Here is a 24,472-nt window from a genome sequence, read left to right on the forward strand (position 1 = left end):
TACGCCGAATTGTTAACCATAAGGTTACCAAGCGGCGAGCAATCAGAGCCGCGCCAGCACCGCGTCACCAATTTCAACCGTCCCGGCATCGCCGCCAAGATCGCCGCCCAGAACACCGTCCTGCAGCGCCTTTGCCACGGCAGCCTCGATCCTGTCGGCATCCGCTTCCCGGCCCAGAGAGTGGCGCAGCATCATCGCCAGGCTAAGGATCATGGCCATCGGGTTGGCCAGCCCCTTGCCAGCAATATCGGGGGCAGAGCCGTGAATGGGCTCATAAAGACCGAAGGTGCCGAATTCGGTCTGCCGTTCACCCAGGGCAGCACTGGCCAGCAGGCCGATGGAACCCACGCACATGCTGGCCTGATCGGACAGGATATCGCCAAACAGATTGCCGGTAACGACCACGTCAAACTGGCCGGGGTCCTTCACCAATTGCATGGCGGCATTGTCCACATACATGTGGCTGAGTTCGACCTCGGGATATTCGGCCGCGGTTTCGATCACCACGTCGCGCCATAGCTGGCTGGTTTCCAGCACATTGGCCTTGTCCACGCTGCACAGCTTGCCGCCGGTGCCCTTCTCGGCGCGGCCCTGTGCGGCGCGGAAGGCGACATGCGCGATGCGGCGCACCTCGTCCTCTGCATAGGACATGAAATCATACCCCTGCCGCCGTCCGTCTTCCAGCTTGCGCATGGCCTTTTCGCCGAAATACACATCGCCGTTCAGCTCTCGCACGATCAGCACATCGATCTGGCGCGCGATTTCCGGGCGCAGGGCAGACATGTCCTCCAGCCCCGGATACATCGTGGCGGGCCGCAGGTTGGCGAACAGGTCAAGATTGGAGCGCAGGCCAAGGATCGCCTGTTCCGGCCTCAGGTGACGTTCCAGATTGTCACATTCAGGATCGCCCACCGCGCCGAACAATATCGCATCGGCAGCGCGCGCCATCTGCAGAGTTTCTTCGGGCAGCGGATGGCCGTGGCGGCGATAGGCGGCGCCGCCCACATCGCCTTCCCACACCACGATACCGGGCAGGTTCAGCGCATCCAGCACGCGCCGCGCCTGCTCCATGATTTCAGGTCCGATTCCATCACCGGCAAAAAGGGCTATTTTCATATCAGGCTATCCGTCCAAGCATTTCCCGCAGTCGATTGCGCGCCGCCATAACGTCTCCGCGCCGGTCGGCAAGAAGGTAGTGATCCAGAACCGGGCCAAGGGCGTCCATGGATTCCAGCACCTGCCCCATATCGCCGGGCGGCCTCGTGCCCGCTCCGCCATAGCCGAGTTCGCGCAGTAGCAGCATTTCATACCCCACCAGCGCACTGGCCCATCCCCGCGCGCTGGGCGCGTGACAAATGGCGGAAAGCGCGCCTTCCAACGCGTTGAAAAGCGGGGGATAGGGCTCCCTTTCGGGAAGAGCGGTGGCGGTCAGCGCCGTTAGCCAGCCGATTGCCGCTGCGGCCAATGGCTCCCCCAGCCAGGGGCCGCGGCTTTCGCTCAGCTCCACCTTGGCAAAGGGCAGCTGGCTTTCGGAACGGGCCGACAATTGCAGGTCCACCAGATTGCCGGGAATGACGACGGGCCGCAGATTGCGCCCGCGCCCACCGGCGACATAGCCCGCCAGCACGCCGTACTCCTCGGTAAGGAAACGCGCGATAACCGCCGTCTCGCCATGTTGGCGGGCGGCAATCAGGATGGCAGGGGCGCGGACATGCATGGTTTGTTAGCTAGCGGGTAGTATGGCAGGCGCAAGCTTGCGAGGGTTTATGGCAACAGACGATTGGTATCGCGGAGCGGACTGGGATGATCAGGCGCAGCAGCTGATCCGGCAGAAGCTGGCGCGCGCGCGAGAGCACAAATGGTTTTACCTGCGCGTAAAAGCGTCCGCCATATCGGACAAGCATCCTGACGAGGCGCTGGCGCTTTATCAGGAATATCTCGACGCCGATGTCGAAGGCGCGAATGAGATTCACTACAGCATCGCGCTGGTCCACTTCACGCAAGGGCGCGAGGACAAGGTCTTCGAGCATCTCGATCTGGCCATGGGAACAGGCGGCATGGGCCTTGGCGCGATGGGGGCGATGGAGAATGCCTTCCTGTCAGCCCTGCTGGGCCGCGAAGACCGATATGAGCGTGCAATTGCCCTGTTCGAACCTTTGGACAAGGCAGCACGCCAGCAATTGGGCCGCGATTTCGTTCGCAGTTTTGCCGGGGCCTATGGCTCGGCACTCATCCTGGATCACCTGGGTCGGCATGACGAGGCGCGGGAAGCGGCGCTGATCGCGCTGGAATGGACGCAGAAGACAGCGGGGCCGCTACCCGGCCATCCGCAAATCGGTTTGCCGCCGCAATTGCCCGATGATTGGCTGGCGCGATTGCATCGCATCGCGCAGCAATGATGGATTGATCGGCAGGAGCCAGACGGCCCCTTACTTGCTCTTCGCTTCGAGAGCGGCCAGCCGGGCTTCCAGCACATCCACCTTCTCGCGGGCGAGCGCGGCCATATCCTTCACCGCGTCAAATTCCTCGCGGCTGACGAAGTCGAGGCCGCCCATGGCTTCCCGCATCTTCTCGCGCGCACCATCACGCGCTTCGCGGCTCATGCCGGCAAAGGTGCCTGCCGCGCTGTTGGCGAGTTTGACGAAGTCGGCGATAATCGGGTTCTGGCTCTGCATGGCATTAATGTGGTGCAGGCAATGCAGCTTGGCAACCTAGAATTCGTAGCGCTGCACCGCGCCTGTTTCCTGCGCCTGCGATGCATCGGGGTTTGCCTGCAGGAACTGGTAGTTCAGCAGAGTCGCAAACAGGATCCACGCAAAATAGGGTACCAACAGCAGCCCTGCCCATTTGCGCACCTTGAAGAACAGGATCACGGTGACGATCACGGCGATATCCAGCGCGATGATCACGCCCAGCGCCAGGCCGATTTCATGGTATGCGAAGAACACCGGGGTCCACGCCAGGTTCAGCACGAACTGCACCACGAACGCGATGATGGCGGCCATGCGAAGGCGCGATCCCCATGCAGCGCACACCAATGCCAGCGCCAGCCCCATCATGAAATACAGCACGCTCCACACGAGGCCAAACGTGGCGGGCGGCGGGAACAGCGCGGGCTTCTGCAAAGCCTGGAACCACGGGCTGTCCGCCGAACTGCCGCCCAATTGCCCTGACAGGAAACCCAGCAACATCACCGTGGGGATGATGAAGAGTGCCCAGCGGATAAGGCTGGCGCGCAATTGCGCAGGCGAAGCGAGGCGGTTCATCTGAAGAGGCGTCTCCGTGATTCGGTTGACCGGCAATCTGGCTGGCGCTCAGCCATCGCGCAAGGCGGCAACAAGGTATTCTATATTGCCTTCCGTTCCCGTTATGGGACTCTGGGTGATACCATCTATGCGCCAGCCGCCTGCCTGCAGCCAGTCGCTCACCTCGGCGCACACCCGCTGGTGCAGCGCCTCGTCACGCACGATGCCGCCCTTGCCCACTTCGTTTCGGGCGACTTCGAATTGCGGCTTTATCAGCGCCACCAGCCGGCATTGCGGGGCGGCCAGCGCCAGCGGCACCTCCAGCACTTTTGCCAGCCCGATGAAGCTGGCATCGCAGACCACCCAGTTGCATGGCCGGTCTATGATATCGGCCGTCAGCGCGCGGGCGTTGGTCTGTTCCAGCACGGTGATGCGATCGTCCTGCCGCAGCTTCCACGCCAGCTGGTTGGTGCCCACGTCCACGGCGAACACATGCTGCGCCCCGTGATGCAGCAGCACCTCGGTAAATCCGCCGGTCGAACTGCCGATGTCCATCGCCACAGCGCCCGTGGGATCGAGGCCGAAGTGCTTGATCGCATGGGCCAGTTTCACGCCGCCGCGCCCCACCCATGGGTGATCGCGCCCGCGCACTTCGATGGCCCAGTCATCGGCCACCTGCTGGCCGGACTTGTCCATCCGGCCAAGCTTTCCGGGTGGCCCGGCAAACACCAGCCCGGCCATGATCAGGGCTTGCGCGCGGGTGCGCGATTCAGCTTCGCCGCGCTCGACAAGCAGTTGGTCGATCCGTTTGCGAGATGGCTTGCGCTCCGTCATCGGCGCAGCGATAGAGCGGCCAATGGTCACCCGTCCAGAAGGAAGTATTCCGATGCCTCTTCGTCGCCTTCTCGTCCTCTCCATCGCCGGCACTCTGATCAGCGGATGCAGCAACAGCGAGGATGCCGATATGGCCGATGATGCGGCCCGGCCGGAACCGGTGCTGACGCAGGCCGCGCAGCCCACCGCCGCGCCCGATGGCACTGCCCTTGTGGCAGGCAGCTGGACCGTGAAGGAAGGCCCGGCAGGCGGCAGCGCCGTGTTTGCTGAGGATGGCCAGCAGCCTGCGCTGACGATGTCTTGCGACAGTGCCAGCGGCACGCTCTCCATGATGGTTGCCAGCGCATCGCAAACGCCGGAAGCATGGCGACTGGATGCAGGCGGAGAGGTCGCCCGTATCGATATGGCGCCTGTGGAAGGCGGCCTTGCCGCGGAAATTCAGCCCGATCTGGCCATATTTCACGCCTTCGCGGCACCCGGCCAGACAGCATCACTCACCTCTGCCACGGGCGAAATAATGCAATTCCCGACACATCCGGGCATTTCACGCGTATTGGATGCATGCAGCTAATGAAAACCGAACTGAAGTTCTCCGCCGCCGCCCTTCTGGGCACCTTCGCCCTCGCCGCCTGCGTGCCGCCCTCGCCAGAGCCGACACCGGTGCCAACGCCCATGGCGACGACCGCGCAGCAGCCGACAAACCCGCAGCCATCCAGCGCGCCGCAACAGGTGGTAACGCCAACTTTCGACAACTGGATGGACAGGCCGCAAACGCCGGGTGACTGGCGCTATACCGCCGATCCCGGTGAAACGCTGGCCGTGTTCGGCACCGATGCCACGCCGCAGGGCGTAAAAATGCTGCTGGCCTGCAACCGCGCCACCGGGCGCGTGGGCATTGCGCGGCAGGGCACGGCAAACGGCCAGGTGGAAATGCTGATCCGCACCGAGACGCAGGATCGCCGCCTTACCGCCAATCCCGTTTCCAGCCGCGCGCCGATGGTGGTGGCAGAGCTTGCCTCCAGCGATCCGCTGCTGGATGCCATCGCCTTTTCCAAGGGACGTTTCATGGTGCAGGTTGCCGGGATGGAGCCGGTTTACGCTCCGGCCTGGCCCGAAATCACCCGCGTGATCGAGGATTGCCGAGGGTAGAAATTCGGGTTTCGGCCCGCCAGCGTTCTCAGGCAATTCCCGCATGTGCGAGGCGGGCTGAACTCCCTTGCGCGCCGTGCGTGCGGGGCAAAAACAGGCAAATGTTCAAAACCGAAAATACGGGCTTGCGTTCGGCCACTCTCTGATTCACAAATACATCCAAGGCCAGCGGTGAACGCGGTCTTGGCCCCCGGTGAAACGGCAGGGTTTTGGCTCAAAAGCGCGAAAGGAGGTGATCCGATGTCTCATGGTTCAGCAGGGAGGTCGGTGATGACCCATGCGGAGCATATTCGGTAGTTTTCTACGCGCCGAGTAAGGCACCGTGGGCGGTCTAACTGACCGCTGACCATGCGAAGGGTGGTTCTGCCGGTGGCAGAGCCGCCCTTCTCATTTTTGGGGCGACGCGAAATCCGCCCCTTGCCTCACTCACCTCGCGCCACTAATCCGCGCGGTGCCCAAGGAGTAGAGCATTTATGGCCAACGCGCCCGCCCTGACATTCGAGCAGATTCCTCACCCCGCCCCGGTGCCCGGTGCCACCCGTGCGCAGGCGATTGCCGATCCCGGCTTCGGCACGGTGTTCACCGATCACATGATCTCCATCGATTGGGACGAAGGCCATAATGGCGGAAAAGGGGGCTGGCACTCCGCGAAGCTCTGCGCGCGAGAGCCCATCATGCTCGATCCCGCCGCATCCGTGCTGCATTATGCGCAGGAAATCTTCGAAGGCATGAAGGCCTATCGGCGTGAAGACGGCACGATGGCGCTGTTCCGCCCGGATCAGAACGCCAGGCGCTTCAACGATTCGGCCCGCCGTCTGGCCATGCCGGAATTGCCGGAAGATGCCTTTATCGAAGCGGTGGAAACCGTGGTGAAGGCAGACCGCGACTGGTTTCCCGATGTCGAAGGCGGTTCGCTGTATATTCGCCCCTTCATGTTCGCGAACGAGCATTTCCTGGGCGTGCGTCCGGCCAAGAAATACAAGTTCCTCACCATCCTTTCGCCCGCCGGAAACTATTTCAAATCGGGTGCGCCCGCTGTTTCCATCTGGGTTTCCAGCGATTATTCACGCGCGGCCCCCGGCGGCACGGGCGCCGCGAAATGCGGTGGCAATTATGCCGCCAGCCTGGTTCCGCAGGCAGAAGCCATTGCCAAGGGGCACGATCAGGTGGTGTTCCTGGACGCGGTGGAGCGCAAGTGGATCGAGGAACTGGGCGGCATGAACCTGTTTTTCGTGTTCGACGATGGCTCCATCGTCACCCCGCCGCTGGGCGGCACGATCCTGCCCGGCATCACCCGCGACAGCCTGCTGACGCTGGCGCGGGAGGAAGGGCTGACCGTGCGCGAAGAACGCTATTCGCTGGACCAGTGGCGCGAGGATGCAACGTCAGGCCGCCTGGTGGAAACCATGGCCTGCGGCACCGCTGCGGTGGTGACGCCCGTGGGCCGCGTGGCCAGCCGCGACGGGGAATTCACTATCGGCACGGGCGGGCCGGGTCAATTGACCAGCAAGCTGCGCGCAAAGCTTGTGGGCATCCAGCGCGGCGAGGTGGAAGACACCCACGGCTGGGTCCGCACGATCGACTAAGCGACTAAGCGACTGATCGATCCTGCAGCAGTGATTTCTGGCTAAAGCGCCATCGCTATCGGCGGATCGCCTGCGGTCCACGGTTTTTCGCGCTGCATGATCGTCTTGAACAGGGGCGATGCCAGGTGGCCTGCCAGCCACGCCTGAAGGTGCGGCAGATCCTGCGAATCGAACCATTCGCGGTCGTGATTGGCGAATTGCCGGATGAAGGGGAAAATCGCCGTATCGGCAATGCCCCGCTTCTCTCCGCACAGCTGCCCCTGCGTGCCGATCCGCTCATCCAGCTTTTGCAGGAAAACCAGCCCGTCCGCGCGATGCGGCAGCGGATCGCAATCGTCATAGCGGTTGGGATATTTGTAATGGTCCAGCGCGTGTTTGAACTGGCCGACGGTGTCCGCGATCAGGGCCGGATCATCGCGCTCCAGCCAGCCCTCGGGATCGTTGCGCGCCAGTGCCCAGCGCATGATGGCGAAGCTTTCATCGATCACCGTGCCATCGTCCAGCATCAGCACCGGCACAGTGCCCTTGGGCGATGCATCCAGCATGGCCTGCGGCTTGTCGGACAGCTTCACTTCCCGCAATTCGCACTGCGTCCTGCTGATGGTAAGGGCCATCCGCGCCCGCATCGCATAGGGGCAGCGGCGAAAGCTGTAGAGGATGTGCGCGCCATCACTCATCGCGGCTGCGCCCCGGCATTTTTGCGCCGATATGCGCGCGCCCTTCGGCGGCGGCGCGCTTTTCCTGGCGGTGGCGTTCGCGGCAGGCCTCCCGCTGCTCTTCCGTCCGCTCGTCAAAACAGGCGGGACAGCTGGCGCCCACTTCATACAGCGGCGATTCGGCGTCTTGCGGGCTGACCGGGCGGCGGCAGGCATAGCACAGCGCATGGGTGCCCGGCGCAAGGCCGTGGCCCACGCTCACCCGCTGATCGAAGACGAAACATTCGCCGCGCCACATGCTCAATTCCTCCGGCACGGTTTCCAGATACTTCAGGATGCCGCCCTTCAGATGATACACCTCTTCCACCCCTTCGGAGGCGAGGAAGGCGGTGCTCTTTTCGCAGCGGATTCCGCCGGTGCAGTACATGGCCACCTTCGGTGCCTTGCCTTGCCCCAGCAAACGCTCCCGCTCTGCCCGAAACCATGCGGGAAAATCACGGAAGCTGGCCGTCTTCGGGTCGATAGCGCCCTCGAACTGGCCAACGGACACCTCGTAATCATTGCGGGTGTCGATCACGATGGTGTCAGGATCGGCGATCAGATCGTTCCAGTCCTGCGGATCGACATAGGTGCCCGCATTATGCGCCGGGTCCAGATCGCCCTGCCCCATGGTGACGATTTCGCGCTTCACCCGCACCTTCATCCGGTGGAAGGGCATTTTTGCTGCCTCGGAAAACTTCACCTCCAGATCGGCGCAATCGGGCAGGCCGCGCAGATGGCGCAGCACCACATTTATCCCGTCAGGAAAGCCCGCGATGGTGCCGTTCACGCCCTCCTTCGCCAGCAGCAGCGTGCCCTTCACGCCATTGTCCTCACACGCCTTCAACAAGGGTTCTTGCAGAGAGGTGGGATCGTCAAAACGCACGAAGCGATAAAGCGCGGCAACGCGGATGGGCAGGTGTTGAGCAGAGGATTGGCTAGGCATGGCGACGCCTTTAGCGCCCCGTGCGCCGCGCTTCCAGTGCTGCAATTCTGGCAGGCCGGTCAGTCATCCATCGTCACCATGATCTTGCCCTTGGCGTGCCCGTCTTCCAGTTCGGCCATGGCATCGGCGATCTTTTCGAAAGGATAGGTGCTGTCGATCACGGCCTGCATTTGCCCGCGCTGGGCAAGCGTCACCAGATAGGTCAGCTCGCTGCCGCTGGGGTGCATGAAGAGGTAGCGATAATCCACGCCCGCATCGCTGGCCTGTTTGCGCAGGTCGCGGCTCATCGCCCAAAATACGGCGGCAAGGCCGAAGCGGCCGCCAAGATCCTGCATGGCGGTGCGCGGTTCGGGCGTGCCAGCGATGGAGACGGTGCGCCCGCCTTCCTTCACCACCTGAAAAGTGCGCTCCAACGTCTCTCCGCCGATCAGATCGAACGCGCCATCCACGGAATCGATCTCGTCTTCGAATTGCGCGTTCTCGTAATCCACCACCTCATCTGCGCCCATCTTCTCCACCAGCTCTCGTCCACGCGATGACGCGGTGGTGATGACATGCGCGCCCAGTGACTTGGCGATCTGGATGGCCAGTGTGCCCACCCCGCCCGCGCCGCCGGTGATCAGCACGCGGTAACCCGGCCCCACGCCAAGCTCATCGCGCAGCGCCTGCAAGGCAGTCAGCCCGGCCAGCGGTATTGCGGCGGCCTGTGTGAAATCCATCGAGGCGGGAATGGCGGCGATATGCGCCTCCTCCACCACGGCGTATTCGGCAAAAGCGCCCATCGCCTCTTTCCCCACGCGCACGCAAACGCGGGTTCCGGGCGGGAAGCGGTTGGCGCCCTTGCCGCAGGATTCCACCACGCCGGACAGTTCATTGCCCATGGTGATCGGCAGGTCCATCCGCAGGATCGGCTTCAGCTTGCCCTGCCGGATCTTGTAATCCACCGGGTTCAGGCCTGCCGCTTTCACCTTTATCAGCACCTGACCCACGCCGGGTTTGGGCATGGCCACATCGCGCAACTGCCCCTTGTCGGCATCGCCATAGGCGGTGAGTTGATAGGCTTTCATCGGAACGTCTCCATCGGCGTTAGTTGGGGCATGGGTTGGTTGGCCTCACGGAAAAAGGTCTCCCTTGATACCAACCGTCACCCCCGATGGGCCGTTCCCGGCTGCCTACACCTCGTCAGGATAGATGGGCCGGATATCGACGGGGATCGTGTCCATCCCGGCAATCGCGGCCTTCGCGTGTTCATCCAGATGGGCGTATTTGTCGAAGAAGGCGATGGTTCCCGCGTAATCGCCGGTGGCCTGCAACATCAGCTCTGTGCGCAGCAGTTGCGTCAGGCCGCTGACGAGCTTGTCCTCATCGATCACGTAATGGCCCTTGTCCGCGTCCCAGGCGTAGGCACCGTAATCCAGCAGATAGCCATATTGCGCCGCTGCACCCTTGCCATGCGCTTCCTCGATACCAAAGCGCATGGAGCGGAACAGACCCGCCACATAAGTGGCCAGCAGTTCGCTCTTCTCGCTGGCGGGCAATTCGCCGCGCTCCATCATGTAGAGCAGGTTGTAGATGCCCATGACATCGGCCTTGCTCTCCTCCAGCGCGGAATACTGTTCGCGCAGTTGCGCGTTTACGGTCGTCTCCTGCCCGTCCACCGTGATGGTGCCCGGCCCAAGCGAATGGCTGAGTTCGTGGAACAGGGTGAAGAGCTGCATATAGCGGCGGCTGACCAGCGCGGCCTGTTCCTGGGCCAGCACCACGTCCGCGATGGGATCGAGGATGCGATCGAACTTCGCGCCCAGCACGTTGGACAGGATCACCTTCTTCGCGCCCTTGGCCTCTCGCACCCGCTCATCATTGGGCAGGTTGAAGGCGATGGTCTGCACGCCTGGCACATTGTCGCCGCCGCCGTGGATCTGGTCTGCCACGGCAATCGGGCTTTCAAAGCCGCGGGCAAAATTATGATATTGCGGATCGATGGGGAGGTTGCCCTCCATATCGCGCAGATAGCCGACATAGCGATCCAGCGCGGCGCTTTCTTCCGGGTTCTTCAGCGTTACGAAGCTCTCGAACGCGGTTTTCGTACCATAGAGGCGATCGGTGTAAACCTCATACGGCCCGATGGCGACTTCGATGGGCGTATCCGTCAGGTCCATCCACGCCATTTCGCTTTCGAAATAATCGTCGGACAGGAAACTGTCGGCGCGCAGGGAGAGGAAGCGCTTCAGGCTGGGATTGGTGGTGATCTGCGACGCCTGACGCAGCAATGCGGCTGCGGGCTGCAGGAACTCGGCATATTCCTGCGAATAGGGCACGGCGACGAAGCCATCGCCCTGGCGCTTCACCACGGTATAGGGGCTCATCAAAGCATCGCGCTGGTCCGGGTGGGCCGCCAGATAGGCGTCGAACTCGGCGCGGGTCAGATCGGCGGGGTAGAAGCCTGCCCCTTCCGGCCAATCGCCTGTTCCATAGAACGGCTGGTTGTCGGCGATGGTATCCCACGGGCCGTAGTGCAGATCGAACATCTCCAGCATGGCGGGGTTGCCGAGGCGGGCGATTTCTTCGCGCAAGGCCGGCAGATCGCCGCCGCGCTGACGCAGGTAGATCTCGTCCATATAGCCGCTGGCCTCGATCAGCAGGTTCACCACCTGCCGCTCTTCGGCTGAAAGATAGGATGTGTCGGGCGACATGGTGACATCAGCTATCGTCGCGCGGCTGGCGGCCATGTCATAACCGGAAATGTCGCCCATTCCTTGAGTGGTTGGTGCGCAGGCAGCAAGCATGGCAACCGGCGCTGCGGCCAGAGAAAGGGCGATCAGAGTGCGACGCATGGGCGGGAATCCTTCAGTTTGGTTTCTGGCGCAAACATCTAGCCCAGCCTCGTGCTGGAGTCACGCAGGAGGCTTCGCTATCGCCGCTACATGGACGGGCACAATGCAAGGCTGATGGCGGAAAGCGCAGGGGAAAGGCTCGCGCTGATCATGCGCAGCTATCACCGGCTGACGGGTCACGTGCTGGCGGATGATGCACACACGCTATGGCGCGCGCCTTTCACGGTGCTGGCACATGACACCAGCGCGCCGCCCGAATTCATCTATGCCAACAGCTACGCACTCACCCTGTTCAAACGCAGCGCGAAGGACATGATCGGCCTTCCCTCCCACCTTTCCGCACAGGCAGACGCGCGGGAGCAGCGTGCCGCCATGTTTGCGCAACTGGAGGCGGCGGATATCGTGACAGGCTATTGCGGGATGCGCATCGCTGCCGATGGCACACGATTTCGCATCCGCGACGCGGTTATCTGGAACCTGCGCGATGATGATCGCAATCTATGCGGGCAGGCCGCGCGGATCGATCGGGTGGAAATGCCGGACTAGCGGCGATCAGCCAGCAAATTCAGGAACGGCGCGCTCTTCGCGGCCCTCTGCCTGCGCTGTCATCCTGCTGGCTTCTTCCCAGGCCTGCGCCATCAGCGCTTCGGCAAGCAGTGCTTCGACAGGGTTGATACCGCTGCGCGCATGATCCAGCGCGGCGCTGGAATAGAGGAAGATGTTGCGCGTGGCCTCTCCCGTTTCGGGCACCTGCGCGCTGGCGTGCTGGCGCACATCGTCGGCCAGTTCCACGGCGATGCGATATTTCCCCGCGTCGAGCCCATGAAAGCGATACACGCCTTCTGCATCGGTGATGGCAGACACGCCCAATTCGGTGATCACAACCTGCGCGCCCGCCACAGGCGCGGCGGCGGCATCGCGGACCTTGCCGGAAAGATCGCCAGCATTGGCCGCAGTGGGTGCGGCAATCATGGTGCTGACAGCAAGGACGGAGGCGATAAGGGCGTGACGGATCATGCTGCGCCCAAACAGCAGTAATGTTACGGGATGAAGACTCCGGACAGATCAGGCGCCGATCAAACCGCGGCGAGCAGTTCCTCTGCACCGGGCGATTCTTCCAGAAATTCCAGCAGCCCGCGTTCCCAGCGGTTCTGATATTGCGTGCGACGTGGCAGGCGCAGATTCTCCCGCCATTCCTCCTGACGCGAGATCAGATCGATCACGGCGGGGTGAACATAGCTTTTGCGAGTCACGGCAGGCGTGTTGCCAAGGTGATCGGCCACGCGTTCCAGCACGGCCTTGATAGTCAGCTTCTCCGTCGCCTCCCCCAGCAATCGGAACGCCATCACGCTGGCGTGCCAGGTGCGAAAATTCTTGGCGGTGAACGGTCCGCCCATCGTTTCGGCCAGATAGCTGTTCACATCGCTGGAACTGACGTCATGCGCCTCGTTTTCGTCATCTAGCCAGCGGAACAGGTGCTGGCCGGGCAAGTCCTGCATCTTCTTCACGCAGGCGATCAGGGCCTTGTCTGACAGCTCTACCTCGCGCTGCTTGCCGCCCTTGCCCTTGTAGCTGAGGCGCAGGACGCGGCCCGTCACCTCGGCATGGCGGCGGCGCAGGGTGGTGGCACCGAAACTGCGGTTTTCCTTGGAATAGCCGGTGTTGCCCACGCGTATCGCGCCCAGATCCAGCAGGCGCACCACGCTGGAAACGGCCCGCGCCTTGTTGACGGTGGGCGCGCGCATATCCTGCTCCACCCGCTTGCGCGCCAGCGGCAATTTCGCGCCAAAGGCCAGGCAGCCATCGAACTTCTCTCCCTCTCGCCAATTGCGAAAATCCGGGTGATAGCGATACTGCTTGCGATCCCTGTCATCATAGCCCGTCGCCAGGATATGGCCGTTGTGCGCAGGGCAGAACCACGCATCGCGATAGGCCGGGGGGAAGGCGATGGCGTTCAGGCGCTTCTTCTCCGCCCGGTTTCGGATCAGCTTGCCATCGGGATCGTAATAGGCCCAACCCTTGCCAGCACCCTTGCGGGTGATGCCCGGCAGGCTGTCATCGACATAGATCAGGTTTGCAGGACGCGTAGCCATAACCCCGCGATAACGGGCTGATATGCCAACGGGTTCCTCAAGGCCTCAGCTAATACTTGGCCTTGGCCCCGGCGCCTCTGCCACCTCCTCCACGATTTCTGGCGGGATGCCTGCCCGGCGCGGAAATTTCACGAACAGCATCAGCACCAGGCCCACCGCGTGGGCGGCGAAAACCAGCAGGAACATGATGCGCAATCCGCCCATTGCGTCTGACAGGCCGAAGACCCATGCGCCGATGGATATGCCGAAATTGGAACAGCCCATGTAAAGCGTGAACTGCGTGGCCGCGACCTTCGGATTGCACAGCCGCATGGATATCGGCAGCGCCGCCACCGTTATCAGCACATCCAGCACACACCAGCCGTAGACGAATACGAAGAACAGGTCCGGATCGCTCCAGCTGTCGCGCAGGGCAAACATCATTGCCGATAATGCCATGTAGAGCGCGAAAAATGCGATCGTCGTCCTCTTTGCGCCAAATTTGTCGCCAGCCCAGCCGCCCAGCGTCAGGCCAAGAATGCCGCCCACCAGCTGCGCCGTTCCCACCATGGATGTGATGGACGCCTCACCCCACCCCAGCTCGCCTGCACCGATGACAGGCGTGATGCCGCCGAACACGCCGTAGTGAAATCCTCTCACCAGCAACACCGGCAGCCACAGCAGGCTGACGGGCAGCAGGATGGAGGAGAAGGTTGTCTTGAGGATGGGCCACCACGCGCCAAGCTGGATGCTTTCGTTGCGCGGATGGGTGTGACCCCCGCTCCAGGGAAGGCGGCGCTCTCCACCGCGTTCGCGCAGCAGGATGATATAGGCGGTGATGATGGCGATGAAGCCGGCTGCCAGCAGATATGCGGCGGACGGGCCGAAGCTGGCAATGGCATAGCCTGTCAGCATCGTTGCCAGCGAGATGCCGATAGCCTGCCCGCCGAACATCATGCCACTGGCGCGGGCGCGCTCATCCTCCTTCATGATGTCGACCGCCAGCCCGTCAACCGCAACGTCCTGAAATGTGGTCGCCATGTTCACCACGAAGCCTGCAATGCCGAGCAGCAGGACATCCTCCACGCCGGGGCGCGCGACGGCGCAGATGGCCAGTAAGGCGATCATCACCAGCTGCGCGCTGATGATCCACACGCGGCGGCGCCCCATCGGCAGGAAGGTGTAGCGATCCATGATGAAGCCGTTCACCAGCTTCAACGTCCACGGCAGCGCGGTCAGCCCCAGCACATATCCGATATCGGCTGCATCGGCGCCGTTCGTGGCCATCCACGCCGGTATCGCAAACCAGAACAGCCCGATGGGCACGCCTTGCGCAACATAAAGGATGAACAGCGTGAACAGCCGCAAACGGCTGGACGTGGCCAGGATGAGATTTCCGTCAGGCTGCATATTCACGATAAGACCCCCCGTCTTTTCGCGACCCGATGCGGACCCTGTGCCCTAGTATGCGCACAGTTGCGGCAATGGCGCAACTGCCAGGCCAAAGCTCAGCTTTAAGCCGTATCTAGCAAGCCTTGCTTGCCCCGCCGCGCCCTGCGACCCATCTGGTGAGCACGCGACGCAATTCAGGAGAACCGCCGATGTCCGACGTCTACACCCCGCCGCCCGTCTGGAAGAATACCGAGAGCGGAGGCAAATTCTCCAGCACCAACCGTCCCACTGCGGGCGCGCGTCACGAGAAGGAACTGCCGGTCGGCGATCATCCCTTCCAGCTGTATTCGCTCGGCACGCCAAACGGTGTGAAGGTCACGATCATGTTCGAGGAATTGCTGGAAGCAGGCTTTACCGGCGCCGAATATGATGCGTGGAAGATCAACATCATGGAAGGCGACCAGTTCGGATCGGGCTTTACCGAACTTAATCCCAATTCCAAGATTCCGGCTTTGCAGGACAGGTCTGGCGATACGCCGTTCCGCGTGTTCGAAGGCGGCGCGATCCTTATCCACCTGGCGGAGAAATTCGACTATCTGCTGCCCAAGACCAACCCGGCCCGCGCCGAAACGCTCAGCTGGCTCAGCTGGCAGATCGGCACCGCGCCATTCATCGGCGGCGGCTTTGGCCATTTCTATGAATATGCGCCGGAGAAATACGAATACCCCATCAATCGCTATGCGATGGAGACAAAGCGCATCTTCGATGTGGCGAACAATCAGCTTGGCAAAACCGGCTATCTGGCAGGTGATGACATGACCATCGCCGACATCGCCTCCTACCCTTGGCTGGGCAATCTGTACCACGGTGCCTACAGCGGATCGGACAAGTTCCTGTCCCTGCATGAATATGAAAACGTGGGTCGCTGGGTGAAGGAGCTGGATGCAAGGCCGGGTGTGATCCGTGGACGCCTCGTCAATTCCAAAGCCATGGCAGAACGCCATTCCGCCGCCGATTTCGATGCCGTGGAAGATCGCAGCCTGTTCGATCCCGTGCGCAAGCGCGCCGACGCCTGATACGGGATCAGCGAAACTACCCAGGAAAGCGCGCCATAAAGCGTACCGGCGCGGGTTGCGTCCATCGCCCGCGCCGCTATATGGGCACCCGGCTGCTGGGGTGTAGCCAAGTGGTAAGGCACCGGTTTTTGGTATCGGCATTCGCAGGTTCGATCCCTGCCACCCCAGCCAGTTTTCCCGAATAGCCTGGCAGTCACACCAGCATGGACGGCGCGTGTCCTTCTTGCGCCGCCGTGTGCGATTAGCGGTTTGCATTCATGGTCAAGGCCCGCCACTCTTCCTGCATAAGGAGAGTTGACGATGAGCATACCCACGGCGCGGCTGGCATTCTTCAAACTCAATGTGGCTGACATCAACAAGGCGCGCGCCTTCTGGGAGGCGGCCTTCGGTTTTTCCGTCATCCAGACCTATGACGAAGACAACTTCGTTGAACACATCATGGCAATGCCCGGTCAGGCCGAATCCGGCCCCAGCCTGATGCTGGTGCAAGGCCGCCCGGCGCACGATGTGGCGGTGGGGCCGGGGCATGGACCAGTGGGCCTGGTATGCGTCGATATCGCGGCAAGCTTTGCCCATGCGTTGGAGCAGGGGGCCACGGCGATGATGCAGCCAACCGATGTTGGCGGTGTTATGGTGGCGATGCTGAAATCACCGCAGGGGCACGAGATTGAACTGGTGCAGCCGCTCGGCTGAGATCACTCGGCAGGCACAGGCTCTGGCTCTGGCGCGCGCGAGTGGGCGCCGATCTTGCCGCCGTTGGCCACGCCCAGCAGGAAGACCAGCACCGCCACCGCCAGCGCGGGCAAGGCGATCAGGCCCATCACCGTCTCCAGGCCCAGCGCCATCTCCAGTGCCTTCGATCCCGCCCATGCCGGAATGATGATGCCCGCAATCCGGCCCCAGCCCCCGGCCCAGCCGATCCCGGAAGACCGGATTTCGGGCGGATAGCCCAGCGTTGCCAGCGTGTTGATCCCGGTCTGCCCGCCGATCTGCGTATATTGCCAGGCAATCATCGCGATCAGGAATGCCCCTGTACCGAATGGCAGAATACCCATCGCATAAAGCGCAGCGGCATCGATCAAGAAGAATGCTGTAATCAGCCAATAGGGGTTCAGCCTGTCCAGCAGGAAGCCCATTGTCAGCGTGCCCGCCGCGCCGCCTGCGAAGGAAATCATGGCGAGAATGGCAAATTCCTGGATCGGGATGCCTCCCATCTCCTGGAAGAAGGTGGGCAGCCAATTGGCCAGCATGGCGATATTGCCCAGCGCCAGAAAACACGCGCACCACAGGATCAGGGTCTGCAACAGATATGGCGGGCGCAGCAGGGTGAGCGGCCCGGCCTTGGCCTCCCCCGCCAATCGCGGCTTGATATCGCCAAGGTAAAAAGCCTCTCCGCCATAGATGGGCTGGCTGGCGTCCAGCTTGCGGATCGTGGTGGCGATCTTCGGATCTTTCGGATTGCGGGAGACGCGAAAGGCCAGGCTTTCGGGCACCAGCCACAACAATGGCACGGCGATAAAGCCCAGCACGCCGCCAACCCAGAAGCCGATCTGCCAGCCATACAGATCCAGCAACCACGCCGCCACCACGCCGCTGGCGGCAGAGCCGGTGGAAAAGAAGATAAGCGCTAGCGCCATGAAGAACGCCCGCTTGCGCTTTGGCGTCATTTCGGAAAGCAGCGACAGGCCGATGGGCAGCATGGCGGAAAAGAAGATGCCGGAAATACCTCGCAGCACGGCCATCTGCGTAACGGTTTGCGCAAACGCGCCCGCGATGGACAGCGCGCCAAAGCCAAAGGCGCACAGCGCCAGCACGGGCCGCCTGCCAATGCGATCGGCCAAGGGCGGCATGGTGAAGGCACCCACGGCCATGCCCACATAGGTCCAGAAAATCACGTCCCGCATCTCTGCAGGTTCGGCATTCAACCCTTCCGCAATCGCGGGCAGGATCTTGCCAAAGAAATACATGTCGAACCCGTCGATGAACAACACCGATGCGCAAACGAACAGCAGCAGTATCTCACGCCGCCCGATGGGGCGCGCGTCAATGAATTCAGCGACATCGAAACGCGTCTGATCCTGCGCTGGCTGGCTCGGCTGGGCCATGGTCTCTCCCTTGCGGCGAAGACTGGCCTACGCGGGCGGGCGCGTCAATTAACGCTTTGGTTCAGCGGTTCTTGCGGGTTGTTCGGCACAAGGATCAATTCGCCCTGCTCTATGCGCACGCTGGCCAGCCGGGACAGCAGGTTCATGCCGATCACATTGGTTTCGCCCAGCCCCGGCGCGATGATCGCATCCAGCCCGCTGGCAGCGACATTGCCAAAGCGCATGCTGTCGATATTGGTCATATGCGCGGCCACCGCGCCATTGGCGGTTTGCAGGCGGATGGGCAGGCCGCCATCGCGCGCTTCCAGTCCGGCGGCATCGGCAGTTTCCTGCGATACGGCAGTCAGCGTTGCCCCGGTATCGACAAGGAAGGGAAAGCGTTTTCCATTCACCTCCGCTTCCAGCCAGTAATGCCCATCGCGCGACATGGGTATGCGCGTTTCCCCGCCCACAACCACCTGTTCCGGCAGGCCGATCTCCGGCACGGCCATGGAAAATCTGGGATCGAGGCGGGAGAGTTGCAGCACCACCAGCAGCAGCACACCCATCAGCACCAGCGTGCTGCAATATCGCAGCAGCTTGCCCAGCACAGGCACGCGCTTCAGCAGGATGGAGCCGACAACGCCCGCTGCCATGGCCGCCACAGCCACCATCAACAGGCCCGACTGGGGTATCTCGCGAATGGTGAGCGCGAGTTGATCGAAGATGGCCGCAAAGTCCATGTGGGCTATATAGGCGAAGTTACATGAATATGCGAAGACGCAACTTACGGCGCAGCGCGCGCGATGGTTGCCTCGGCCAGGATAACGGAGAAGCGCCCCTGCGCATCGGTCCAGCGGGCGCACGGCGTCCAGTGCCCGGCCAGCAGCAGGGTGTTGGAACTGCGCACGTCGAACTTGTGGCTGTTTTCCGTGTGGATCGTTTCACCGGCCTGCATGGCAAAGGGCCTGTCCGCCACGCTGAATTCCATATCCGCATCGGCCACGGCATGCATTTCAATGCGCGCGAAGGTATCGTTCCAGCGCGCCTCGTGATGGAATTGCTCCACCGGGATGGTGCCGTCCAGCTCCCTATTGATGCGGCGCAGAAGATTCAGGTTGAACTGCGCCGTCACACCCGCCGCATCGTCATAGGCAGCTTCCAGCACCTCTGTATCCTTGATCAGGTCCATCCCGATCAGCAGCTTTGCATTATCGCCCAGCGTTTCGCGCATGGAGCGCAGCAGGTCGACAGATGTGCGCGGCACCATGTTGCCGATGGTGGAGCCGGGAAAGAAGCCAAGCTTGGGCTTGGATTTCACCGCATCGGGCAATTCGACGCGCTTCATGAAGTCAGCCTCCACCGGGTAGACCGGCAGGCCGGGAAATTTGGCCGAAAGCTCCGCCGCGGCGGCGCGCAGGAAATCGCCCGCGATATCCAGCGGCACATAGGCACCGGGTTCGATCGCATTCAGCAATAGCGGCGTCTTGACGGAGGAGCCTGAGCCGAACTCCACCACCGCGCGCCCCTTGCCGATCTGCTCGGCAAATTCAGCGCCGCGGCTGCTAAGGATTTCGGTCTCGCAGCGGGTCGGGTAATATTCCTCCACCTGGGTGATATCTTCGAATAATTGCGAGCCGGCATCATCATAAAGCCAGCGTGCGGGAAGCGCCTTTTGCGATTGCGAAAGTCCTGCCAACACATCCTCGCGGAAGGCGATATCCACCCCGCTCTCGTCAAGGTTGACGAGCTGTATCCCCTCGTTTTGTGACATCAAACGTCCTTTGCCAGCCTCAGGCCGGTGAATTGCCAGCGCTGCTGCGGATAGAAAAAGTTGCGATAGCTGGCGCGCGAATGGCCGCGCACCGTGGCGCAGCTGGCGCCTTTCAGCACCCACTGCCCCGCCATGAACTTGCCATTGTATTCGCCCACTGCACCCGGCGCAGGCTGAAACCGCGGGTATGGCAGATAGGCGGATCGGGTGAATTGCCACACGTCGCCAAACAGCTCTGCCGTGCCCACGGGCGCAGGGGGTGCAGCCTGATCCAGCTGGTTACCGGCGCTCGCATCGAAACGCTGCTGGCTTTCGGCCTTGTCCTGACCGCGCGCCACGGCTTCCCACTCGAATTCAGACGGCAGGCGGCATCCGGCCCAGGTGGCGAAGGCATCTGCCTCGTAATAGGAGATGTGAGCAACAGGCGCATCGGGATCACGCTTCTGCCAGCCGGTGTGGGTAAAATGCTCGTCATCGCGCCAGTACAGCGGCGCGGAAATGTTGCGGCGGTCCAGCCAGGCCCATGCGTCTGACAGCCACAGGCGATGGTCCTTATAGCCGCCATCAGCGATGAACTGCGCCCATTCGCCATTGGTCACCAGCCGCCGCGAAAGCGCGAAGGGCTCCATCAGTACGCGGTGCACCGGCCCTTCGTTATCGAAAGAAAAGCCATCCGACTGGTGGCCCACGCGCGCGATGCCGCCGGGATGTTCTATCCAGCCGTCCTGCTGCGCTGCTACGGCTTTCGTCGGCGTCTCCCACATGGCCGGGCCAAGCGGGTTTTTCGACAGGGCATGTTTGATATCGGTCAGCAGCAATTCGATGTGCTGCTGTTCATGCGCAACGCCCAGCGCGATCAGATCGGCAAGATCGCCGTCCTCCAGCAAGGGCTCCATCGCGGCGTTCACATGGGCGCGCCATTCCAGCACCTCTGCCAGCGTGGGCCGCGTGATCAGGCCGCGCTGCCCGCGCGAAATGCGCTCTCCCTCCGTTTCGTAATAGGAATTGAACAGGAAGGGGAATTTCTCGTGAAACAGGCGATAATCGGGCAGGTGATCGCGCAGCAGGAATGTTTCCCAGAACCAGGTAGTGTGCGCCGCGTGCCACTTTGCAGGCGATGCATCCTCCATCGACTGGATGGTCGCGTCAGCCTCGCTCAACGGCTGAAGCAGGGCTTCGGTCAGGTGGCGCGTGGCCTTGAAACGTTCGGCTAGAGATGGCGTGGAATGCGCTTCATCCTGGCGGGTACTTGCTTGGGGCAAAGGCCCTCTCCCGTCGTCAATTGTCCTGCATGCTACGCTTGAATGAACGATAGGGTTTCCGAATTAAAGGCTTAAAGTTTCTGCAAATGTTAAGTTTGCACGCATCAGGCGGCGCGTTTCACCTGATTTCGGCCATTGTCCTTCGCTGCATAAAGCGCGGCATCCGCGCGGGCCATCAGGCTTTGCCCGGTGTCGCCGGAACGGAAATGCGCCAGGCCCACGCTGATCGTAACCTTGGGCAGGGACGAAGCGGACGTGCCTTCCTCCACGCATTCACGAAGGCGTTCTGCCAATTGGCGCGCAACCTTGCTTTGTGCGCCCGGCACCAGCCACACGAACTCCTCCCCGCCGATCCTGCCCACGATATCGCCCTGCCGCACCTGCTTGCGCGCGAGGTCTGCCATTTCCTGCAGCACGGCATCGCCCACCTGGTGACCATATCCATCGTTCACCGCCTTGAAGTGATCCACATCGAACAGGATCACGCTGAGTGGAGTGCCGCCATCTTCTGCCATCACGATCATGGATTCCAGCCGATCGAAGGTGCAGCGGCGATTTGGCAGCTGCGTCAGCGGATCGGTGTTGGCCAGTTTCTGCGCTTCGGAGGCCAATTGCATCGCCCGCCCCCGCGCCAGTTCCAGCGCCTCTTCCCGGCGGACCTGCTCCGTCACGTCCAGCGCCACGCCCAGCACGGCAAAGCGCTGGCCCTCGTCATCGAATTCATTGCGAATGGCGATACGGAGGATACGCTCCAGCTGGTTGATCGGCTTGATCCGATAGGTGAAGCTATAGGGTTCGGTGTTGCGGCGATTGGCGGCGATCTGGCGGAACAGTTCCTCCCCCCCATCAGGCAGGCGGTTGGTCACATCGCCGGGGTCCGGCGCCAGCGAGCGGGAGAGACCGTTCATCTCCAGCATATTGGGGGACCAGTCCTGCTCTCCTGTTCGCAGATTGAGATACCACCGGCCCATGTTGGCGGTATCCTCTGCCAGGGTGAACATGATCAGGCTGTTGTGCATCTCCTCGTTGCGCTTCACCAATTCGCGCTGCAATTCGCGTCGTTTCAGCAACATTGCGGCAATCGGCAGCACTGTGGCCAGCATGGCCAGCAGCCAGCTTTGCAGGATAAGCGTGCCTTCTGCCGCGGAAGCCTGAATGGATGGCGTGGGCGTTTCTTGCAGGATGCTGATGATCGTGGCGATGGCCACATACATCAGCACCACCAGTAGGCTGGCGATCTGGCCGTAGCGCACCGTTGCCAGCACGATCAGCGCGAACATCAGCGGCATCAGCACGATCTCGCTTACCTGCAGGGCGACGATCGTAAATATGGCGGTGCCCAGCATGAACGGGCGGATCTTGCGCGCGAATGCGAGGAATTGCACCAGCCCCCGCTTGCCCAGGTTCATCCTTATAACCAGCATGATCGGAACAAGTGTCTGGATCGCCAGCACATTGGCGAAGAACCACCACATGAATTCATCAAGCGACTGCACCGGGCGAAACGGGATCGCCACCACTGCGCCTGCCAACGATCCAAGCAACGCCGCGGCAAACAATCCTGCCACCTGCCCGAACCTGCGCGGAATTTCGTGCCGTCCGCCAAGCGCCATGTAGCCAAGCTGCGCGGCAATCACGGATTGCAACAGGGTGGCGAAGGAGTAGACCACAGCCTGCTGAACGGAGCCGCTTATCCACCATACCGTGACGGCCTGTATCGGATACATCACCGCCGCCAGCAACGGCCACCGATTGACAGGAACGGAATGAAAGGCCGCAACCGCCACGCCGGACGGCAACCAAATGAGCAGCGCCGCGCCCAGCCCATCGCGCAAGGCAACGCAGGCCAGTGCCAGAGCCGACCACAGCACGCCTGCAAACAGTGGCTCTCTAACGTCGCGCCAGACGCGCACGGTTACTCCCCTTGAATTCCTTTCAAGAGAAGTAACCGTGATTGATTAGGCGTCTGGTGAAGCGAACCTAGGCATTCCGACTTAGGTCGAACCGCCCGAATATTTGCCTATCAGGCGGCGTTCTTTCGCGCTTCGCTGAGTTCCAGGTTCAGCATTTCGGCCAGCAGAAACGCTAGTTCCAGCGATTGCGCCGCGTTGAGGCGTGGGTCGCAATGGGTGTGATAGCGATCTGCAAGGCCGGCATCGGTGATGGCCACCGAACCGCCGGTGCATTCGGTCACGTCCTGCCCAGTCATTTCCACATGGATGCCGCCGGCGTGGGTGCCCTCTGCACGGTGCACCGCGAAGAAGCCGCGCACTTCGGCAAGGATGCGATCGAACGGCCGGGTCTTGTACCCGCTATCGGCCTTGATGACGTTGCCGTGCATGGGGTCACAGCTCCAGACAACAGAGTGCCCTTCGCGCTGAATGGCGCGCACCAGTGGCGGCAGACCTTCTTCCACCTTGCCCGCGCCAAACCGGCTGATCAGCGTGATACGACCGGCTTCACGCGCCGGGTTCAGCACATCCAGCATTTCGATCAGCGCATCCGGCTCCAGCGAGGGGCCGCATTTCACGCCGATGGGATTTTTCACCCCGCGCAGGAATTCCACATGCGCGCTGTCCATGAAGCGGGTGCGATCGCCGATCCACAGCATGTGGGCGGAGGTATCGTACCAGTCGCCGGTCAGCGAATCCTGCCGCGTCATCGCCTGTTCGTACGGCAGCAGCAGGGCTTCGTGGCTGGTGTAGAAATCGGCGGATTTCAGCTGCTGCTGATCTTCGATGTCGACGCCGCATGCCTCGATGAAGTCCAGCGCTTCACCGATCCGGTCGGCAATCAGCTTGAACTCGCTGGCAAACGGGCTGCGGCTCATGAAATCCAGCGTCCACTGGTGCACCTGCCGCAAATTGGCATAGCCGCCGCCAGCGAAGGCGCGCAGCAGGTTCAGCGTGGCCGCGGCCTGCGAATAGGCGCGCAGCATGCGCTGCGGATCATTGGTGCGCGATTCAGGAGAAAATTCGATCCCGTTGACATTGTCACCGAAATAGCTGGGCAGCGTGACGCCATCCTTGGTCTCCGTATCGGAGCTGCGCGGCTTGGCGAACTGCCCGGCCATGCGGCCCACCTTCACCACGGGCATCTTGCTGGCGAAGGTCAGCACCGCCGCCATCTGCAGGATCACGCGGAAGGTATCGCGGATATTGTCCGGGTGGAATTCGGCAAAGCTTTCGGCACAATCGCCGCCCTGCAGCAGGAAGGCCTCACCCGCGGCAACCTGCGCCAGGTCCGCCTTCAGCTTGCGCGCTTCACCGGCAAACACCAATGGCGGGAACCCGGCCAGCGTTTTCTCCGCCTCGCCCAGGGCGGCGGCGTCTTCATACTGCGGCAGGTGCTTCGCGGTGAAACGGTCCTGCTTCCAGCTTTCGGGTGTCCAGTTGTGTGCCACGTCAGATCTCATTCAAGCGCGCCCGATCCCCAGCGGGCCATACATTGACAATGTCGGGGAAGCCCGCCTCATACAGAGGCACCCTCCCCCGCGCAAAGGTTACTTACGCAACGGTCCTGA

Annotated in this window: 25 protein-coding genes and 1 tRNA gene; 8 read left to right on the top strand and 18 right to left on the bottom strand. The window is 62.1% G+C overall.

Features of this window, described 5'->3' with window-relative positions; genetic code table 11:
• Positions 1 to 42 precede the first annotated feature (42 nt).
• Together leuB and recO are read right to left on the bottom strand one after the other, a co-directional pair.
• Positions 43 to 1,116 carry a 3-isopropylmalate dehydrogenase gene (leuB, locus tag GRF63_RS11040; RefSeq protein ID WP_160486040.1) on the bottom strand — a complete coding sequence of 358 codons (1,074 nt, stop codon included), beginning with the start codon at positions 1,114 to 1,116 and terminating at the stop codon, positions 43 to 45.
• Position 1,117: 1 nt separating this feature from the next.
• Positions 1,118 to 1,717 (bottom strand): DNA repair protein RecO, encoded by a 600-nt coding sequence (gene recO / locus GRF63_RS11045; protein WP_160486041.1) that lies wholly within the window; start codon positions 1,715 to 1,717, stop codon positions 1,118 to 1,120.
• Between the two features lie 49 nt (positions 1,718 to 1,766).
• Between recO and GRF63_RS11050 the strand changes: the two genes are divergently transcribed.
• Positions 1,767 to 2,399, top strand: coding sequence for a tetratricopeptide repeat protein (locus GRF63_RS11050; protein WP_160486042.1), 633 nt, complete (start codon positions 1,767 to 1,769; stop codon positions 2,397 to 2,399).
• A gap of 30 nt (positions 2,400 to 2,429) precedes the next feature.
• Here the strand turns inward: GRF63_RS11050 and GRF63_RS11055 are convergent, their stop codons facing one another.
• From GRF63_RS11055 to GRF63_RS11065, 3 genes are read right to left on the bottom strand one after another with little or no spacing between them, the layout of a single operon-like run.
• Entirely contained in the window at positions 2,430 to 2,675 is a 246-nt protein-coding gene (locus tag GRF63_RS11055; RefSeq protein ID WP_160486043.1) for an accessory factor UbiK family protein, read from the bottom strand.
• A gap of 36 nt (positions 2,676 to 2,711) precedes the next feature.
• Positions 2,712 to 3,266 carry a TspO/MBR family protein gene (locus tag GRF63_RS11060; RefSeq protein ID WP_160486044.1) on the bottom strand — a complete coding sequence of 185 codons (555 nt, stop codon included), beginning with the start codon at positions 3,264 to 3,266 and terminating at the stop codon, positions 2,712 to 2,714.
• A gap of 48 nt (positions 3,267 to 3,314) precedes the next feature.
• Positions 3,315 to 4,079 (bottom strand): TlyA family RNA methyltransferase, encoded by a 765-nt coding sequence (locus GRF63_RS11065; RefSeq protein WP_160486337.1) that lies wholly within the window; start codon positions 4,077 to 4,079, stop codon positions 3,315 to 3,317.
• Positions 4,080 to 4,131: 52 nt separating this feature from the next.
• On the opposite strand from GRF63_RS11065, the gene GRF63_RS11070 reads away from it, so the two are divergent.
• The 3 genes from GRF63_RS11070 (at position 4,132) to GRF63_RS11080 (ending at position 6,814) form a co-directional block, all read left to right on the top strand.
• The gene (locus GRF63_RS11070; protein WP_160486045.1) at positions 4,132 to 4,650 is read left to right on the top strand and encodes a hypothetical protein; all 519 of its coding nucleotides are present in this window, start codon (positions 4,132 to 4,134) and stop codon (positions 4,648 to 4,650) included.
• A complete protein-coding gene (locus tag GRF63_RS11075) occupies positions 4,650 to 5,228 on the top strand; it encodes a hypothetical protein (protein WP_160486046.1) in 579 nt (192 codons plus the stop codon). The genes GRF63_RS11070 and GRF63_RS11075 overlap by 1 nt, the downstream gene beginning before the upstream one ends.
• 473 nt (positions 5,229 to 5,701) lie before the next feature.
• Positions 5,702 to 6,814, top strand: a complete 1,113-nt coding sequence (locus GRF63_RS11080) for a branched-chain amino acid aminotransferase (RefSeq protein ID WP_160486047.1) — start codon at positions 5,702 to 5,704, stop codon at positions 6,812 to 6,814.
• Between the two features lie 41 nt (positions 6,815 to 6,855).
• Here GRF63_RS11080 and GRF63_RS11085 read toward each other — a convergent pair whose 3' ends face one another.
• From GRF63_RS11085 to GRF63_RS11100, 4 genes are all read right to left on the bottom strand, one after another.
• Positions 6,856 to 7,491, bottom strand: coding sequence for a glutathione S-transferase (locus tag GRF63_RS11085; protein WP_160486048.1), 636 nt, complete (start codon positions 7,489 to 7,491; stop codon positions 6,856 to 6,858).
• Positions 7,484 to 8,455 carry an oxygen-dependent tRNA uridine(34) hydroxylase TrhO gene (gene trhO, locus GRF63_RS11090; protein ID WP_160486049.1) on the bottom strand — a complete coding sequence of 324 codons (972 nt, stop codon included), beginning with the start codon at positions 8,453 to 8,455 and terminating at the stop codon, positions 7,484 to 7,486. The genes GRF63_RS11085 and trhO overlap by 8 nt, the downstream gene beginning before the upstream one ends.
• Positions 8,456 to 8,514: 59 nt before the next feature.
• On the bottom strand, positions 8,515 to 9,522 hold the full coding sequence (locus GRF63_RS11095; protein WP_160486050.1) for an NADP-dependent oxidoreductase: 1,008 nt from the start codon (positions 9,520 to 9,522) through the stop codon (positions 8,515 to 8,517).
• Positions 9,523 to 9,627: 105 nt separating this feature from the next.
• Positions 9,628 to 11,289, bottom strand: a complete 1,662-nt coding sequence (locus tag GRF63_RS11100; RefSeq protein ID WP_160486051.1) for a dipeptidyl-peptidase 3 family protein — start codon at positions 11,287 to 11,289, stop codon at positions 9,628 to 9,630.
• Between the two features lie 90 nt (positions 11,290 to 11,379).
• Here GRF63_RS11100 and GRF63_RS11105 point away from each other — a divergent pair, with 90 nt between their 5' ends.
• The gene (locus GRF63_RS11105; protein ID WP_160486052.1) at positions 11,380 to 11,835 is read left to right on the top strand and encodes an MEKHLA domain-containing protein; all 456 of its coding nucleotides are present in this window, start codon (positions 11,380 to 11,382) and stop codon (positions 11,833 to 11,835) included.
• 6 nt (positions 11,836 to 11,841) lie between these two features.
• Here GRF63_RS11105 and GRF63_RS11110 read toward each other — a convergent pair whose 3' ends face one another.
• From GRF63_RS11110 to GRF63_RS11120, 3 genes are read right to left on the bottom strand one after another with little or no spacing between them, the layout of a single operon-like run.
• Positions 11,842 to 12,306, bottom strand: a complete 465-nt coding sequence (locus GRF63_RS11110) for a carboxypeptidase-like regulatory domain-containing protein (RefSeq protein ID WP_160486053.1) — start codon at positions 12,304 to 12,306, stop codon at positions 11,842 to 11,844.
• Between the two features lie 59 nt (positions 12,307 to 12,365).
• Positions 12,366 to 13,382 carry a DNA topoisomerase IB gene (locus GRF63_RS11115; RefSeq protein ID WP_160486054.1) on the bottom strand — a complete coding sequence of 339 codons (1,017 nt, stop codon included), beginning with the start codon at positions 13,380 to 13,382 and terminating at the stop codon, positions 12,366 to 12,368.
• A gap of 45 nt (positions 13,383 to 13,427) precedes the next feature.
• On the bottom strand, positions 13,428 to 14,771 hold the full coding sequence (locus GRF63_RS11120) for an MFS transporter (RefSeq protein ID WP_237392464.1): 1,344 nt from the start codon (positions 14,769 to 14,771) through the stop codon (positions 13,428 to 13,430).
• Positions 14,772 to 14,962: 191 nt separating this feature from the next.
• Here GRF63_RS11120 and yghU point away from each other — a divergent pair, with 191 nt between their 5' ends.
• From yghU to GRF63_RS11135, 3 genes are all read left to right on the top strand, one after another.
• Positions 14,963 to 15,829, top strand: coding sequence for a glutathione-dependent disulfide-bond oxidoreductase (gene yghU / locus GRF63_RS11125; RefSeq protein WP_160486056.1), 867 nt, complete (start codon positions 14,963 to 14,965; stop codon positions 15,827 to 15,829).
• Positions 15,830 to 15,925: 96 nt separating this feature from the next.
• Positions 15,926 to 16,000 (top strand) — tRNA-Gln (locus GRF63_RS11130).
• A 129-nt stretch (positions 16,001 to 16,129) separates the two neighbouring features.
• The gene (locus GRF63_RS11135; RefSeq protein ID WP_160486057.1) at positions 16,130 to 16,522 is read left to right on the top strand and encodes a VOC family protein; all 393 of its coding nucleotides are present in this window, start codon (positions 16,130 to 16,132) and stop codon (positions 16,520 to 16,522) included.
• A 2-nt stretch (positions 16,523 to 16,524) separates the two neighbouring features.
• Here GRF63_RS11135 and GRF63_RS11140 read toward each other — a convergent pair whose 3' ends face one another.
• From GRF63_RS11140 to GRF63_RS11165, 6 genes are all read right to left on the bottom strand, one after another.
• Entirely contained in the window at positions 16,525 to 17,934 is a 1,410-nt protein-coding gene (locus GRF63_RS11140) for an MFS transporter (protein ID WP_160486058.1), read from the bottom strand.
• Positions 17,935 to 17,978: 44 nt separating this feature from the next.
• The gene (locus GRF63_RS11145; RefSeq protein ID WP_160486059.1) at positions 17,979 to 18,656 is read right to left on the bottom strand and encodes a retropepsin-like aspartic protease family protein; all 678 of its coding nucleotides are present in this window, start codon (positions 18,654 to 18,656) and stop codon (positions 17,979 to 17,981) included.
• Between the two features lie 44 nt (positions 18,657 to 18,700).
• The gene (gene egtD / locus GRF63_RS11150) at positions 18,701 to 19,687 is read right to left on the bottom strand and encodes an L-histidine N(alpha)-methyltransferase (protein ID WP_160486060.1); all 987 of its coding nucleotides are present in this window, start codon (positions 19,685 to 19,687) and stop codon (positions 18,701 to 18,703) included.
• Positions 19,687 to 20,949, bottom strand: a complete 1,263-nt coding sequence (gene egtB, locus GRF63_RS11155; RefSeq protein ID WP_160486061.1) for an ergothioneine biosynthesis protein EgtB — start codon at positions 20,947 to 20,949, stop codon at positions 19,687 to 19,689. Before egtB ends, egtD begins: the two co-directional genes overlap by 1 nt.
• 104 nt (positions 20,950 to 21,053) lie before the next feature.
• On the bottom strand, positions 21,054 to 22,862 hold the full coding sequence (locus tag GRF63_RS16735; protein WP_160486062.1) for a diguanylate cyclase: 1,809 nt from the start codon (positions 22,860 to 22,862) through the stop codon (positions 21,054 to 21,056).
• A gap of 110 nt (positions 22,863 to 22,972) precedes the next feature.
• Positions 22,973 to 24,352 (bottom strand): class II 3-deoxy-7-phosphoheptulonate synthase, encoded by a 1,380-nt coding sequence (locus GRF63_RS11165; protein WP_160486338.1) that lies wholly within the window; start codon positions 24,350 to 24,352, stop codon positions 22,973 to 22,975.
• Positions 24,353 to 24,472 lie beyond the last annotated feature (120 nt).

It is taken from the genome of Aurantiacibacter rhizosphaerae (genome assembly GCF_009807005.1).
Taxonomy (GTDB): Bacteria; Pseudomonadota; Alphaproteobacteria; order Sphingomonadales; family Sphingomonadaceae; genus Alteraurantiacibacter; species Alteraurantiacibacter rhizosphaerae.